General features: G+C 69.1%; 16 protein-coding genes. 14 read left to right on the top strand and 2 right to left on the bottom strand.

Annotated elements, in window-relative coordinates; translation table 11 throughout:
* Both JHD82_RS26915 and JHD82_RS26910 read left to right on the top strand, forming a co-directional pair.
* A partial coding sequence (locus tag JHD82_RS26915) for an ABC transporter ATP-binding protein (protein WP_233174908.1) occupies positions 1-771 on the top strand: 771 nt, incomplete at its 5' end.
* Between the two features lie 17 nt (positions 772-788).
* Complete coding sequence (locus JHD82_RS26910) at positions 789-1,586, top strand: aminoglycoside phosphotransferase family protein (protein WP_199139821.1); 798 nt, start codon at positions 789-791, stop codon at positions 1,584-1,586.
* Here JHD82_RS26910 and JHD82_RS26905 read toward each other — a convergent pair.
* Entirely contained in the window at positions 1,583-2,461 is an 879-nt protein-coding gene (locus tag JHD82_RS26905) for a MurR/RpiR family transcriptional regulator (protein WP_199139819.1), read from the bottom strand. The genes JHD82_RS26910 and JHD82_RS26905 overlap by 4 nt on opposite strands.
* A gap of 160 nt (positions 2,462-2,621) precedes the next feature.
* Between JHD82_RS26905 and JHD82_RS26900 the strand changes: the two genes are divergently transcribed.
* The 12 genes from JHD82_RS26900 to JHD82_RS26845 all read left to right on the top strand — a co-directional run bounded on the left by JHD82_RS26900 (position 2,622) and on the right by JHD82_RS26845 (position 12,680).
* Entirely contained in the window at positions 2,622-3,965 is a 1,344-nt protein-coding gene (locus JHD82_RS26900) for an aspartate aminotransferase family protein (protein ID WP_199139812.1), read from the top strand.
* Positions 3,966-4,036: 71 nt separating this feature from the next.
* Positions 4,037-4,954 carry an amino acid ABC transporter substrate-binding protein gene (locus tag JHD82_RS26895; RefSeq protein ID WP_199139810.1) on the top strand — a complete coding sequence of 306 codons (918 nt, stop codon included), beginning with the start codon at positions 4,037-4,039 and terminating at the stop codon, positions 4,952-4,954.
* Positions 4,955-5,079: 125 nt separating this feature from the next.
* A complete protein-coding gene (locus JHD82_RS26890) occupies positions 5,080-5,325 on the top strand; it encodes a DUF6364 family protein (RefSeq protein ID WP_012204647.1) in 246 nt (81 codons plus the stop codon).
* Positions 5,322-5,759 (top strand): TA system VapC family ribonuclease toxin, encoded by a 438-nt coding sequence (locus tag JHD82_RS26885; protein WP_012204648.1) that lies wholly within the window; start codon positions 5,322-5,324, stop codon positions 5,757-5,759. The genes JHD82_RS26890 and JHD82_RS26885 overlap by 4 nt, the downstream gene beginning before the upstream one ends.
* 29 nt (positions 5,760-5,788) lie before the next feature.
* Positions 5,789-6,445 (top strand): aspartate/glutamate racemase family protein, encoded by a 657-nt coding sequence (locus tag JHD82_RS26880; protein ID WP_199139808.1) that lies wholly within the window; start codon positions 5,789-5,791, stop codon positions 6,443-6,445.
* Positions 6,446-6,508: 63 nt separating this feature from the next.
* Complete coding sequence (gene cobO, locus JHD82_RS26875; protein WP_012204650.1) at positions 6,509-7,078, top strand: cob(I)yrinic acid a,c-diamide adenosyltransferase; 570 nt, start codon at positions 6,509-6,511, stop codon at positions 7,076-7,078.
* A gap of 39 nt (positions 7,079-7,117) precedes the next feature.
* Positions 7,118-7,825, top strand: a complete 708-nt coding sequence (gene bluB / locus JHD82_RS26870; RefSeq protein WP_199139806.1) for a 5,6-dimethylbenzimidazole synthase — start codon at positions 7,118-7,120, stop codon at positions 7,823-7,825.
* Positions 7,822-8,916: an adenosylcobinamide-phosphate synthase CbiB gene (gene cbiB, locus JHD82_RS26865; RefSeq protein WP_199139799.1), complete on the top strand. Its 1,095-nt coding sequence runs from the start codon at positions 7,822-7,824 to the stop codon at positions 8,914-8,916. The genes bluB and cbiB overlap by 4 nt, the downstream gene beginning before the upstream one ends.
* Positions 8,913-9,956, top strand: coding sequence for an aminotransferase class I/II-fold pyridoxal phosphate-dependent enzyme (locus JHD82_RS26860; RefSeq protein ID WP_199139797.1), 1,044 nt, complete (start codon positions 8,913-8,915; stop codon positions 9,954-9,956). The genes cbiB and JHD82_RS26860 overlap by 4 nt, the downstream gene beginning before the upstream one ends.
* Positions 9,943-11,448: a cobyric acid synthase gene (locus JHD82_RS26855; protein WP_199139795.1), complete on the top strand. Its 1,506-nt coding sequence runs from the start codon at positions 9,943-9,945 to the stop codon at positions 11,446-11,448. Before JHD82_RS26860 ends, JHD82_RS26855 begins: the two co-directional genes overlap by 14 nt.
* Positions 11,449-11,591: 143 nt before the next feature.
* Positions 11,592-12,023 (top strand): hypothetical protein, encoded by a 432-nt coding sequence (locus JHD82_RS26850; RefSeq protein WP_199139793.1) that lies wholly within the window; start codon positions 11,592-11,594, stop codon positions 12,021-12,023.
* A 285-nt stretch (positions 12,024-12,308) separates the two neighbouring features.
* Positions 12,309-12,680 carry an oxidoreductase gene (locus JHD82_RS26845; RefSeq protein WP_013803204.1) on the top strand — a complete coding sequence of 124 codons (372 nt, stop codon included), beginning with the start codon at positions 12,309-12,311 and terminating at the stop codon, positions 12,678-12,680.
* Between the two features lie 85 nt (positions 12,681-12,765).
* Here the strand turns inward: JHD82_RS26845 and JHD82_RS26840 are convergent.
* Positions 12,766-13,350 (bottom strand): hydroxypyruvate isomerase family protein (locus JHD82_RS26840; RefSeq protein ID WP_199139791.1); only part of this gene is annotated, 585 nt, incomplete at its 5' end.

Genomic DNA, 13,350 nt, shown 5'->3' with positions numbered 1-13,350 from the left:
GCCCTGAAGGTTCGCCTGGGCGATCGACAAGTCCTGGGCGGCCTGAGCCTGGCCCTGCCCGCCGGCCGCTGGACCGCCATCGTCGGCCCCAATGGCGCCGGGAAATCCACGCTGCTGCGCGCCCTGGCAGGCATGGAGCCCGGCGCTGGCGTGCAAGGCGAGGTGGAGCTCCTGGGCCGCCCGCTGCGGCAATGGAGTGCGCGCGAACGGGCCTGCTCGCTCGCCTGGCTGGGCCAGAACCAGCCCGTGGCCGGCGACATGCGGGTCCATGACGTGGTCATGCTGGGCCGCCTGCCGCACCAGGGCTGGCTGGCTGCGCCCAGCCAGGCAGACCATGCCGCCGTGGAGCAGGCCCTGCGCCAGACCCAGGGCTGGGACTGGCGCATGCGCAGCGTGGGCAGTCTCTCGGGCGGGGAGCGCCAGCGCGTGCTGCTGGCGCGCGCCCTGGCCGTGCAGGCCCGCGTGCTGCTGATGGACGAACCCCTGGCCAACCTTGACCCGCCACACCAGGCCGACTGGCTCGAATGCGTGCAGGCCCTGGTCGCCCAGGGCCGCACCGTGGTCAGCGTGCTGCATGAGATATCGATGGCCTTGCAGGCCCAGGAACTGGTCATTCTCGACAAGGGGCAAGTGGTGCACCAGGGTGCCTGCGCCGACGCGGTCACGCATGCGGCGCTGGAGGCCGTGTTCGAGCACCGGCTGCGCATCCGCGCCATCGACGGGCAGTGGCTGGCCCTGCCACGGCTGCGGGGGCAAGCTGCGGCTCCCTGATCGCCTGTTAGAAAAAAATGTCTCTCCATGCGCCGTATCTGAGCCGCTGGGCTCTGACCATCGATGGTCAGCCCCTGTCCACGCCGCGCGGCGTGTTGCTGCCCGTGCGCCAGGGCGGCGCGCCCGCCATGCTCAAGATTGCGCTGGAGCCCGAAGAGATGGCCGGCGCCCGCCTGATGGCCTGGTGGAATGGCGACGGCGCCGCGCCTGTGCTGGCCCAGGAAGGGCCGGCCTTGCTGATGCTGCGCGCCACAGGACCCGAATCGCTGGTGGAGATGGCCCGTGGCGCGCGCGATGAGGAGGCCACGCGCATCCTGTGCACCGCTGCCAAGCGCCTGCACCTGCCGAGCGCCCGGCCCTTGCCGTCTTTGGTGCCGCTGGCGCAATGGTTCCAGGCCCTGCTGGTGAAGACTGATGAACCCGCCAGCCTGCTCGGCCTGTGCGCCACCACGGCGCGCGAGTTGCTGGCCGCACCGCGCGACGTGACCGTGCTGCACGGCGACCTTCACCACGGCAATGTGCTGGACTTCGGCCCCCTGGGCTGGCTGGCCATCGACCCCAAGGGCCTGCATGGCGAGCGCGGCTTTGACTACGCCAACATCCTGAGCAATCCCGACCCCACCAGCGCGCTGGCGCCGGGGCGCTTTGCGCACCGCATGGCCACCATTGCCGAAGTCTCGGGCATAGAGCAAAGGCGCCTGTTGCAATGGGTGCTGGCCTGGTCGGGGCTGTCTGCCGTCTGGAGCATGGAAGACGGTGACGATCCTGGCGCTGCAATGGCTGTGGCGCAAATGGCGGCTTCGGCCTTGGGCTAGTCGCGACCGGCTTTCCTCGACCGAGGTGCCTCCAGATACGCACCGCTGGTAAACAATTGCTCCTCGGCCTGGTCGATGCGCTGCACCACGCCTTTGCCGGCGCGGCTGGCCAGCAGTTCCACCAGGGCCTCGGACAGCGCCACGGCCGAGGTGATGGAGGGGAAGAACGACGGGCTGTGCAGCGAAAACAGCAGCGTGGCGTCGGCCGGCAGCGCCAGGGGCGAGGCGGGGCTGTCGGTCAGCGCCACGATGCGGCAGCCCGCATCCCTGGCGGCCTGGGCCACGGCCAGCGCCTCGCGCGAGTAGGGCGCAAAGGCGACTACCAGCAGGGCGTCGCCGCGCTCCATGGCGCGGCATTGCATCTCCAGCGTGCCGCCCTGGCCGTCCAGCAGGTGCACGCTGGCGCGCAGCAGCCGGTACACATAGACAAATGAAAAGGCCACGGGGTAGCTGGCGCGAAAGCCCGCCACATGCACGCTGCGGGCCTTTTCCAGCAGTGCGCAGGCCTGCTGCAGCGCATCGCCCAGGCGCCGCTCGGTGGCCTCCAGATTGCGGCGGTGCACCTCGAAGGTCTCGCCCACCAGGTCATGGTCGCCAGCGCGGCCCACCAGGGCCTTGGCGCGCTGGCCGTAGGCCTCGTCGCTGCCCAGCCCCATGTCCTGCGCGAAGGCCTGCTTGAGCTGCGGCCAGCCGTCAAAACCCAGCCACTGCGCAAACCGCACCAGCGTGGCGGGCGGGCTGCCGGCGCGCGTGCCCACGCTGCGCATGGAGGCCGTGACCACATCGTTGGGATGCTCCAGCACGAAGCGGGCCACCTGTTGCAGCGCCGGGCTCAGCTCGGCAAATCGCTGGCGGATGTCGTCTTGAACGGACATGGGTTTTCAGGAGAAAGGAGGTGAAAAGGGCGGTATTGGCTGCGCCGACTGTAGCCCAGGCGCGGGCCGGCTTGGAACGGCTGTGGTTGAAATCTCTGTTGACGGAACAAATGTTCCGTCAAATAATGCGATGAAACATTTGTTCCTTGAAAGAACTGCCATGAGTCATGTGTTCCATCGTCACCTGCACCACACGCCCTCCGTTGCCGTCGCCGCCAGCGGCCTGGAGATACGAGACGCGCAGGGGCGCAGCTATATCGATGCCTCGGGCGGCGCGGCCGTGTCCTCGCTGGGCCACGGTCATCCCGACGTGATCGCCGCCATGCATGACCAGATCGACCGGCTGGCCTATGCCCACACCAGCTTCTTCACCACTGCGGTGGCCGAGGAACTGGGGCAGGAACTGGTGCGCGGCGCGCCCGAAGGCACCAGCCACGCCTACCTGGTCAGCGGCGGCTCCGAGGCCGTGGAGGCCGCGCTCAAGATGGCGCGCCAGTACTTCGTGGAGATCGGCCAGCCCGAGCGCACGCACTTCATCGCGCGCCGCCAGAGCTACCACGGCAACACGCTGGGTGCGCTGGCCGTGGGCGGCAATGCCTGGCGGCGCGCGCCGTTCGCGCCCATCCTCGTGCCGGCCACCCATGTCTCGCCCTGCAATGCCTACCGCGACCAGCGCGACGATGAAACCCCAGAGCAATACGGCCAGCGCCTGGCCGACGAGCTGGATGCGGCCATCGGCGTCCACGGCCCGCGCAGCGTGATCGCCTTCGTGGCCGAGACCTTGGGCGGCGCCACGGCCGGCGTGCTCACGCCCGTGCCCGGCTACTTCAAGGCCGTGCGCGAGGTGTGCGACCGCCACGGCGTGCTGCTCATCCTGGACGAGGTGATGTGCGGCATGGGCCGCACGGGCACCCTGCATGCCTGCGAGCAGGAAGGCGTGGTGCCCGACCTGATCACCGTGGCCAAGGGCCTGGGCGGCGGCTACCAGCCCGTGGGTGCGGTGCTGGCGCAGGGGCGCATCGTCGATGCCATGTCGCGCGGCAGCGGCTTCTTCCAGCACGGCCATACCTACCTGGGCCACCCGGTGGCCTGCGCGGCGGCGCTGGCCGTGCAGCGCGTGATACGGCGCGACGGACTGCTGGACAAGGTGCGTACCGATGGCGAAGCCTTCGGGCAGATGCTGGCGCAGGCCCTGGGCAGCCACCGCCGCGTGGGCGAGCACGTTGGCGACATTCGCGGGCGCGGCTTCTTCTGGGGCGTGGAGCTGGTGGCCGACCGCGCCAGCAAGGCGCCCTTCGATGCGGGCCTGAAGCTGAACGCCCGCATCAAGACCGAAGCCATGCAGCGCGGCCTGCTGTGCTACCCCGGCGGCGGCACGGCCGATGGCCGTGCAGGCGACCACGTGCTGCTGGCGCCGCCCTTCATCGCCACGCGGGAACAGCTGCAGACCATCGCCACGCGCCTGGCCGAGTCCATCGAGGCCGCACTCGCCCAGGTTCTCTGATCCGTTCCTGCGCTTGCGCGCATTTCCACGCTTTCCCACGCTTTCCCCAACCCCGCCACAGGAGTGTCCCCATGACCCCAACCCGCCCGACCCTGAAGCGCACGGCCCTGGCCGTGACCAGCGCCCTGATCGCCGCGCTGCTGCCGCTGGCCGCCAGCCATGCCCAGGACAGCGGCACGCTCGCCAAGATCCAGCAGGCGGGGGCCATCACGCTGGGCTACCGCGAGTCCTCGTTCGGCTTTTCCTACCTGGATGGCGATCTCAAGCCCGTGGGCTACAGCATGGACATCTGCCGGCGCATCGTGGACGAGGTCAAGGCCCAGCTCAAGCTGCCCGCACTGCAGGTGCGCTATCAGGCCGTGACCTCGGCCAACCGCATCCCGCTGGTGGCCAACGGCACGGTGGACCTTGAGTGCGGCTCCACCACCAACCTGGTGGAGCGGCAAAAGCAGGTGGCCTTCTCGCCGGATATCTTCCGCTACAACGTGCGCATGCTGGTGCGCGCGGACTCGGGGCTGCGCTCCGTCGCCGACCTGCAGGGCAAGACCGTGGCGACGACGGCGGGCACCACGTCCTTTCGCCTGCTGCGCGAGGCGGACCGGGGCCGCAACCTCGACGTCACCAACCTTTCGGGCAAGGACCATTCGGACTCCTTCATGCTGGTGGAGAGCGGCCGTGCCCAGGCCTTCGTGCTGGACGACATCCTGCTCGCCGGCCAGATCGCCAATGCCAAGAACCCGCAGGACTACCTGATCACCGGCGAAAGCCTGCGCACCGAGAACCAGGCGCTGATGCTGCGCAAGGACGATGCCGGCTTCAAGGCCATCGTGGACCGCGTGGTGACGGGCATGATGCAGTCCGGCGAGATGGAAAAGCTCTACAACCGCTGGTTCATGTCGCCCATCCCGCCCAGGAACATCAACATCAACTACCCGCTCAACGCCGAGACGCGCGAGGCCTTCGCCCATCCCTCGTCCAAGGGCATCTGAAGGGCGCAGGCCGGCCTGGTTGCCCTGGGAGCGGAATGTTCCTAACATACAGAAATCTGTACGAAAGATCTGTGCAAAGGATCCGTGCGAGAAATCTGTACGAAATTCCTGCTCTGGGGGCCGCCATGAAGACCACGCTTGACCTCAACGATGCATTGCTGACCGAAGCAAAGACCTATGCGGCACAGCAGCACACCAGCCTGACGCGCCTGATAGAGGAGGGCCTGCAATTGCGCTTGCGCAAGGCTCAGGCGCCTGCCCGGCGCGTGCGCCTCCCCGTCTACCACGGCAAGGGCGGACTGGCACCGGGGCTGGACGCACTGAGCAACCGCGCGCTGCTGGATGCCGCCGATCAGCAGGATCAACCATGACGCCCGATGTCAACCTGCTGGTGGCGGCATCGCGCAGCGACCACCCCCATCATTCGGTGGCCCGCGACTGGCTGGAGCAGGCCATGGCCGATGCCAGCCAGGGCGTACTGCTGAAATTGCAGCCCATGGTGGTGGCGAGCTTTCTGCGCCTGGTCACGCATCCGAAGATCTTCGTCAACCCGACGCCCATGGCCGAGGCTTTGCGCTTCATCGACGCGTTGCTGGCCTCGCCCGGCGTTGAGCAGGCCGTGCTGGGTGCCGAATGGCCGGCGTTGAGGCAACTGTGCGCCGACAAGGCGCTTGCCGCCAATGACGTGCCGGACGCTTGGCTGGCCGCCGCCGCCATCCACCAGGGCGAGCATGTGGTCAGCTTCGATGCCGATTTCAAGCGCCTGCTGCCGCGCTCCCAGTTCACCCGGCTGGCGCCCCAATAATTCCGTTCCATTTCAGACTCCCCCAATCCATGACCCGCATCGCCCTTATCCACGCCCTCAGCCACTCCGTCGCTCCCATCAACGAAGCCTTTGCGCGCGACTGGCCCGAGGCGGTTCGCATGAACCTGCTGGACGACAGCCTCTCGGCCGACCTTGCTCGCAACGGGCGCGGGCTGGACGCCGCCATGCACGAGCGTTTCCAGCGCCTGGCGCAGTACGCCGTGGACACGGGCGCGCAGGGGATCTTGTTCACCTGCTCGGCCTTTGGCTCCTGCATCGAGGCCGTGGCCGCGCGCCATGCGCCGCTGCCCGTGCTCAAGCCCAACGAGGCCATGATCGAGGAGGCCGTGCAGGGCCAGCAGGGTGCCTTGGGTTTGATCTCCAGCTTCGCGCCCACGCTGCAGTCCATGCCGCCGGAGTTTCCGGCCGGCATCGAACTCGTGCCCGCCCTGGCCGATGGCGCCATGGACGCGCTCAACCGGGGCGACACCGCCACGCATGACCGCCTGGTGGTCGAGCAGGCCAGGGCCCTGGCCGCGCGTGGCTGCACGCGCATTGCGCTGGCCCAGTTCAGCATGGCGCGTGCCCGCGCCGCCTGCGAGGCCGCCACGGGCCTGCCCGTGCTCACCACGGTGGACAGCGCCGTGCGTGCCCTGCAGCGCCGGCTGGGCGTCCGCCTCGGTTAAAGTGGCGCTCCGCTGCGGCGCATGCCCGCCGCAGCGCGTGCAACTTTTGAGGATGACAGACCCATGCAGATCGAACAGGCCCCGACGGTAAAGCCCTATGAAAAGCCCGAAGGCGAACGCCGTGGCTTGGTGCTGGTGAACACCGGCGACGGCAAGGGCAAGAGCACGGCGGCCTTCGGCCTGGCCCTGCGCGCGCATGGCCGGGGCAAGTCCGTCAAGATCTTCCAGTTCATGAAGGTGCCCACCGCGCGCTTTGGCGAGCACCGCATGTTCGAGCAGCTGGGCATGCCCATCGAGGGACTGGGCGACGGCTTCAGCTGGAAGAGCCAGGACCATGAGCGGTCGGCCCAGATCGCGCGCGAGGGCTGGGAGCGTGCGCGCACCGCCATCCTCTCGGGCGATCACTTCCTGGTCGTGCTCGACGAAATCACCTATCCGCTGATCTATGGCTGGCTGCCGCTGGAGCCTGTGCTGCAGGCCCTGGCCGACCGCCCGCGCCATGTGCACGTCATGCTCACGGGCCGCCGCTGCCCCGAGGAAATCATTGCAGTGGCCGATACCGTCACGCGCATGGAACTGGTCAAGCACGCCTTCCAGGCCGGCATTCCCGCCCAGCGTGGTATTGAGGACTGATGCCGCCCGCAGGCCCGGTCTGCGGCGGACAATGGCGGCATGAGCAGCGAAACGCAATCCCGGGTGCCAGAGACCATTCCCGCCCAACCCTTTGCCGAGGCCGAGCGGGCAGCCGTCTACCGAGCCATCCATGAGCGGCGCGACATGCGCCACTTCTGCGGCGGCGAAGTCGCGCCCGAGGTGCTGCTGCGCCTGCTGCGCGCCGCCCACCATGCGCCCAGCGTCGGCTTCATGCAGCCCTGGCGCTTCATCCGCGTGCGCGATGCGCAATTGCGCCAGGAGATCCATGCCGTGATCGAGCAGGAACGCCTGCAGACCGCGCGTGCGCTGGGCGAGCGCGAGGAAGACTTCATGCAGCTCAAGGTCCAGGGCGTGCTGGATGCGGCCGAGGTGCTGGTCGTGGCCATGCCGCCAGGGCGCGAGGCGCATGTCTTTGGCCGGCGGACCCTGCCCGAGATGGACGTGGCCTCGGCCGCCTGCGCTATCCAGAACCTGTGGCTTGCCGCGCGTGCGGAGGGGCTGGGGCTGGGCTGGGTCTCGCTGTTCGATCCCGAGGTGCTGGCCGCGCTGCTGCAAATGCCCGTGGGCAGCCGGCCACTGGCCGTGCTGTGCCTGGGCCCCGTGTCGGCCTACTATGCCGAGCCCATGCTGCAGCAGCAAAAGTGGGCCAGCCGCGCACCGCTGCAGGACATGCTCTACGACGACTTCTGGGGCCAGCGCGCCGCCGGCCCGCAGCCGCAGGCATGAGCGACAGCCCTTCCTGGCAACTGCTGGGCGCCGCGCTCAGCCCGCTGTGGTGGTGCTGGCAGGCGCTGTCGCAGCCGCAGGCCCAGCTCCAAGCCGAACCTTGGGCGCGCCACGCCCTGGCCGCCGCGCTGGCCGTTCCCGTGGCCCTGCTGGTCGACCGGCTCTGGGGCGAGCCGCCCGTGTGGATGCACCCCGTGGTCGCCATGGGCCGGCTGCTGGCTGCGGTTGGGCGAAGAGTTGCCCCACGCGAAGAACATGTGCGCGACTGGCCACGCTTTGCGCTGGGCGCCGTCGCCTGGTGCCTGCTGGCGCTGCTGTTCTTCGCCATCTACGCGTTCATCCAGTGGCTGCTGCCGCCCATGCCCTGGTGGCTGGGCGCCCTTGTGCTGGGCGTGCTGCTCAAGCCGCTTTTGTCCTGGCGCATGCTGCGCGACGAGGTGCTGGCCGTGGAAGCCGCACTGCAGCAATCCCTGCCCGCAGGCCGCGAGCGCCTGACCTGGCTGGTCAGCCGGGACACGGCACGGCTCGACGCAGGCCAGGTGCGCGAAAGCGCCATCGAAACCCTGGCCGAGAACCTCAGCGACTCCGTGCTGGCGCCGCTGTTCTGGTTTGCCGTGGCCGGCCTGCCGGGCGCGGCCCTCTACCGCTTTGCCAACACGGCCGATGCGATGTGGGGCTACCCGGGCTGGCGCGGGCAGGGCGATGACCGGCGCCACTGGCAATGGGCCGGCAAATGGACGGCGCGTGCCGATGACCTGCTCAACTGGATACCGGCGCGCCTGACCGCCTTGCTGCTGGCCTTGTCCGGCCTGGCCGCTGGCCGGCGGCCGGGCTGGGGTGCGCTGCGCCAGGACGCGCGCATCACCCCGTCGCCCAACGGCGGCTGGCCCATGGGCGCCATGGCAAGGCTGCTGGGCGTGCGCCTGGGCAAGCCCGGCGTCTACGTGCTCAACCCCGCAGGCCGCGTGCCGCAGGCGGCCGAGCTGCAGCAGGCCGTGGCGCATGCGGGCCGCGTGGTCGCCATGCTGGTAGCTGCAGGGCTGGCCGCCGCCCTGGTCCTTGGATGGGCGATGGCAGGAAAGACACCATGAAACCGATCCCAGTCACCCACGGTGGCACGGACGCGCTGGGCGTGCCCGCGCACGATTTCTCCACCAACCGCAATGCCTGCGGACCCTGTCCGCAGGCGCTGGACATGCTGGCCCAGGCCCACGCGGCCCAGTACCCCGACCCGCAGTACACGGTGCTGCGTGCGCGCCTGGCGGAATTTCATGGCGTGCCGGCCGGGCGCATCGTCATCGCGGCCAGCGCCAGCGATTTCATCCACCGCATCACCATGCATGCAGCGCGCGAAGGCGCGGCCGTCGCCAGCCTGCCGGCCCACCATTACGGGGACTACGCCCACGCGGCGCATGTCTGGCGCCTGCCCCTGGCCGCGCGCGACGGCATCACCGAAGCCGGCCCCGGCCTGCACTGGGCCTGCGCGCCATCGAGCCCGCTGGGCCGGCCCGAGGAGGTCTGGCCGCTGTGGAGCGAGCCCGCACCGCCCGGCACCTGGCGCGTGATCGACTGCGCCTATGCGCCCCTCAGACTGGAGCCGGGCATGGAACCCGCCGTGCCCTCCCAGGTGCGCGATGCCTGGCAGATGTGGACTCCCAACAAGGCCCTGGGAATGACCGGCGTGCGAGCGGCCTACGCCATTGCGCCCGAAGCCGTGCCGCACGACGAGATCGATGCCTTGCGCGCCCTGTCACCATCGTGGCCCGTGGGCGCCCATGGCGAGGCCATGCTCACGGCCTGGACCGTACCGGCCACCCGCCAATGGCTGGCGCAAAGCCTGCAACGGCTGCGCGATTGGAAGGCGCAGCAGCTCAATCTGGTGCAGCGCCTGGGCTGGCAGGTACTGCCCGGCTCGCAGGCCAATTACTTTGTGGCGCGCTGGCCGCAAGCCCAGCAGGGCGACGCCATGCAGACGCGTCTGGCCCAACTGCGCGCGCAGGGCGTCAAGCTGCGCGACTGCGACAGCTTCGGCCTGCCCGGCTGCGTGCGCATGGGCGTGCTGGCGCCCGCATCCCAGAACGCCTTGCTGGCCGCCTGGCAGCCAATGGAGAAACACCATGCAATCGAATGAACCCGCTGCCGTGAATCTGCCCCTGCCCAGGCCCGGCCAGCGCCCCGCGCTGTGCGTGATGGTGCTGGGCACCAGCAGCGGCGCCGGCAAGAGCTGGGTGGCCACCGCGCTGTGCGCCTGGTACCGCGCCCAGGGCTACAAGGTGGCGCCCTTCAAGGCGCAGAACATGAGCAACAACGCGCGGGTGGTCTCCGCGCCGGGTGGTGCCTGGGGCGAGATCGGCACGGCACAGTACCTGCAGGCCCTGGCCGCAGGCTGCGCGCCCGATGTGCGCATGAACCCGCTGCTGCTCAAGCCCGAGGCCGACATGCGCAGCCAGGTCGTGCTGCTGGGCCGGGTCAGCGAGGAACTCTCGGCCTTGCCCTGGCGCGGCCGCAGCGCCCGCGTCTGGCCGCAGATTGCCGAGGCGCTGGACAGCCTGCGCGCCGACAACGATGTCGTCGTCATCGAAGGCGCAGGCTCCCCCGCAGAAATCAACCTGCATGCCAGCGACGTCGTCAACATGCGCGTGGCGCGCCACTGCGGCGCGCATTGCCTGCTGGTGTCCGACATCGACCGGGGCGGCGCCTTTGCCCACCTCTACGGCACCTGGGCGCTGCTGCCGCCGGAAGAACAGGCGCTGATCCGCGGCTTTGTGCTCAACAAGTTCCGGGGCGACGCCAGCCTGCTGGCGCCCGCCCCGCAGATGCTGCAGGAGCGCACCGGCGTGCCCACCGTGGCCACCATCCCCATGCAGTTCCAGCATGGCCTGCCGGAGGAGGATGGCGTCTTTGATGACCGTGGCTCTGGAGGAGGGGCGGGGCGCGCCGTGCACACCACCATCGCCATCATTGCCTACCCGCGCATCAGCAACCTCGACGAATTCCAGCCCCTGCTGCAGGTGCCGGGCCTGCGCGTGGTCTGGGCGCGCACGCCGGCCCAGCTGGCAGGCGCCGACTGGATCATCCTGCCCGGCTCCAAGGCCACGGCTGCCGATCTGGCCTGGATGCGGACCCAGGGCCTGGATGCTGCCGTTGCTGCACACGCTGCGGCAGGCCGGCAGGTACTGGGCATCTGCGGCGGCCTGCAGATGCTTGGCGAGGCGCTGATCGACCTGCATGGCGTGGACGGCAACGCAGCCGGCCTGGGCCTTCTGCCGCTGACGACCCTGTTCGCGCCCGACAAGACCGTGCTGCCCGCCAGCGTGCAACTGCCGCCGCTGCCGGGTGCGCTGGCGCCGCTGTCTGGCGTGCAGGCGCAGGTCTATGAAATCCACCACGGCCAGACCAGCGTGCGCCCCGACATGGTGGCCGCTGGCAGTGCCGTGGCCGAGCCCGTGCCCGGCCTGCTGTGGCACAGCCCCGATGGCCGCATCGCGGGCTGCTACTGGCACGGCCTGTTCGAGAACGCCGAGGTGCTGCGCGCCCTGTGGGGCGCCGAGGTGCCCACGCTGGACAGCGTCTTCGCACGCATGGCCGAAGGCGTGCAGCGCTGGTTTGCGCACCAGGCTTGACCCATGTCAGGGGCCGCTTGCAGGGGGCACGGCAAGCTGTAGGCCATGGCCTGCATGCGCAGCCGTGCTGTACCGATAAATGGGGAGCTGGAAAACACGCATGCTTGGGTCTTGACTTTTTTCACGAGGAATGGAGTGAAGCTATGAAGAACCCATGGATTCGTCCCCTGCAGCTGTGTATTGGCGCCGCCGTGCTTGGCATGGCCGGACTGGCCACTGCCCAGCCCGCCCCTGGCCCCGACGGCATGCCGCCCCCGCCACCCGCTGCGGAAAAGGCCAAGCCCCACCACCACCACAAGAAGCACGCCGAGCCCAAGGGGCAGGCCAAGCGCGGCTATGACCGCCGCGACCCGGCACAGCACGAGGCTGCAGCCGTCCAGGAGCAATCGCGCCGAGGCGGCGTCCAGTCGGGCGACCACTTCCAGCGCAATGCCGTGGCCCGCTGCGATGTCTTCAAGAACGAAGGCGACCGCCGCTCCTGCGTGGAGCGCGTCAAGGACGGTCAGGTCAGCGGCTCCGTCGAAGGCGGTGGCGTGCTGCGCGAGTACACCGAGCAGGTTCCTGTAAGGCAATAACAGCGCTGGCTGTTGTTCACCTGAGAAAACCCGCCGGGCCACGAAGCCGGCGGGTTTTTTTGTGGGCGAATGCAGGCTCTCGCGTCAGCAGCCTGTGGTGTGGTCCCTGCCGCAGGCAGCCGGTATCGAACCTCGACCGCAGAGATCTGGCCCGCCGCCACGCCCCTGTCCACCGGATTTGACCTGGGTCATACAAACCCATTTCACCCGCCCCGGACCGGCTCACACCGGCAAGGCATTTCTATGATGGCGCCGTACTTCCCATATGGAAAAAGGATTCATCCCATGCAAGCCTTCCGGATCGTGGTCATTGGTGCGGGGCAGACCGGCACTCCCTTGCTGCAGCAATTGCTGGACGCGCCCTTCGTGCAGTTGCTTGGGGTGGCCGACCTGGATTTGAACCAGCCCGGCATCGCACTGGCACGCGCGCGCGGCGTGCCGGTCACCACCCGGTTCATGGAACTGGTGGACGCGGCGGTGGACATCATCATCGACGTGACCGGCTCCCTGCAGGTGCGCGAATCGCTGCGCAGCAAGATGGTGGAGACCGGCAACACGCACACGCTGATCATGCATGAGGCGATTGCGCTGCTGATGATGTCGCTGTCGGCCGGCCGGCTGGTGACCAGCAAGCACAGCGATCTGGAATATTCCTGAACGCAGGCGGCGGATACGCAGGACAGCTATTCGCCCCATCCTCTCGTGCCTGGCGGATGACGGGCTGCCGCAGCAGACGCTACAGCTACAGCCACTCCTTCATCCACCCCAGCCCCTCGCTGGTGGCGTGAGCCGCCGCGCCGCGCGCGGGGCGGTATTCGCAGCCTATCCAGCCGTCGTAGCCCAGCTGGTCCAGCAGGCGGAACAGGTAGGGGTAGTTGACCTCGCCCACGTCGGGTTCGTGGCGTTCGGGCACGCCTGCGATCTGCACATGCCCCACGCGGCCCGTGGGCAGGTACTGGCGGATCTTCATGGCGAGGTCGCCTTCGACGATCTGGCAGTGGTAGAGGTCCATCTGGACCTGGACGTTGGGCTCGGCAATGTCGGCCAGCAGCGCATGGGCCTGGTCCTGGCGGCTCAGGAAGAAGCCGGGCATGTCGCGGCCGTTGATGGGCTCCAGCAGGATGGCGATGCCGTGGGGCGCGGCCAGCCGTGCGGCATGGCGCACGTTGGCGATGTAGGTTGCGCGCAGGATGTCATCGCTGGCGCCTGCGGGCTTGAGCCCGGCCATGACGTGGATGCGCGGGCAGCCCAGGGCCCGGGCGTAGGCCACGGCGCGTTCCATGCCCTGGGCAAATTCCGCTTCGCGCCCGGGGATGCAGGCCAGGCC

The organism is Delftia sp. ASV31 (assembly GCF_016428765.1).
Lineage (GTDB): Bacteria > Pseudomonadota > Gammaproteobacteria > Burkholderiales > Burkholderiaceae_C > Comamonas > Comamonas acidovorans.
This window is presented reverse-complemented; position numbering and strand designations above follow the sequence as displayed.

Coding starts and splice junctions, on each gene's coding strand:
- JHD82_RS26885 (WP_012204648.1), top strand. CDS start 5,322: ATGACGCCCGATGTCAACCTGCTGGTGGCGGCATCGCGCAGCGACCAC.
- JHD82_RS26900 (WP_199139812.1), top strand. CDS start 2,622: ATGAGTCATGTGTTCCATCGTCACCTGCACCACACGCCCTCCGTTGCC.
- JHD82_RS26860 (WP_199139797.1), top strand. CDS start 8,913: ATGAAACCGATCCCAGTCACCCACGGTGGCACGGACGCGCTGGGCGTG.
- JHD82_RS26905 (WP_199139819.1), bottom strand. CDS start 2,461: ATGTCCGTTCAAGACGACATCCGCCAGCGATTTGCCGAGCTGAGCCCG.
- cbiB (WP_199139799.1), top strand. CDS start 7,822: ATGAGCGACAGCCCTTCCTGGCAACTGCTGGGCGCCGCGCTCAGCCCG.
- JHD82_RS26855 (WP_199139795.1), top strand. CDS start 9,943: ATGCAATCGAATGAACCCGCTGCCGTGAATCTGCCCCTGCCCAGGCCC.
- JHD82_RS26845 (WP_013803204.1), top strand. CDS start 12,309: ATGCAAGCCTTCCGGATCGTGGTCATTGGTGCGGGGCAGACCGGCACT.
- JHD82_RS26850 (WP_199139793.1), top strand. CDS start 11,592: ATGAAGAACCCATGGATTCGTCCCCTGCAGCTGTGTATTGGCGCCGCC.
- bluB (WP_199139806.1), top strand. CDS start 7,118: ATGAGCAGCGAAACGCAATCCCGGGTGCCAGAGACCATTCCCGCCCAA.
- JHD82_RS26910 (WP_199139821.1), top strand. CDS start 789: ATGTCTCTCCATGCGCCGTATCTGAGCCGCTGGGCTCTGACCATCGAT.
- cobO (WP_012204650.1), top strand. CDS start 6,509: ATGCAGATCGAACAGGCCCCGACGGTAAAGCCCTATGAAAAGCCCGAA.
- JHD82_RS26890 (WP_012204647.1), top strand. CDS start 5,080: ATGAAGACCACGCTTGACCTCAACGATGCATTGCTGACCGAAGCAAAG.
- JHD82_RS26895 (WP_199139810.1), top strand. CDS start 4,037: ATGACCCCAACCCGCCCGACCCTGAAGCGCACGGCCCTGGCCGTGACC.
- JHD82_RS26880 (WP_199139808.1), top strand. CDS start 5,789: ATGACCCGCATCGCCCTTATCCACGCCCTCAGCCACTCCGTCGCTCCC.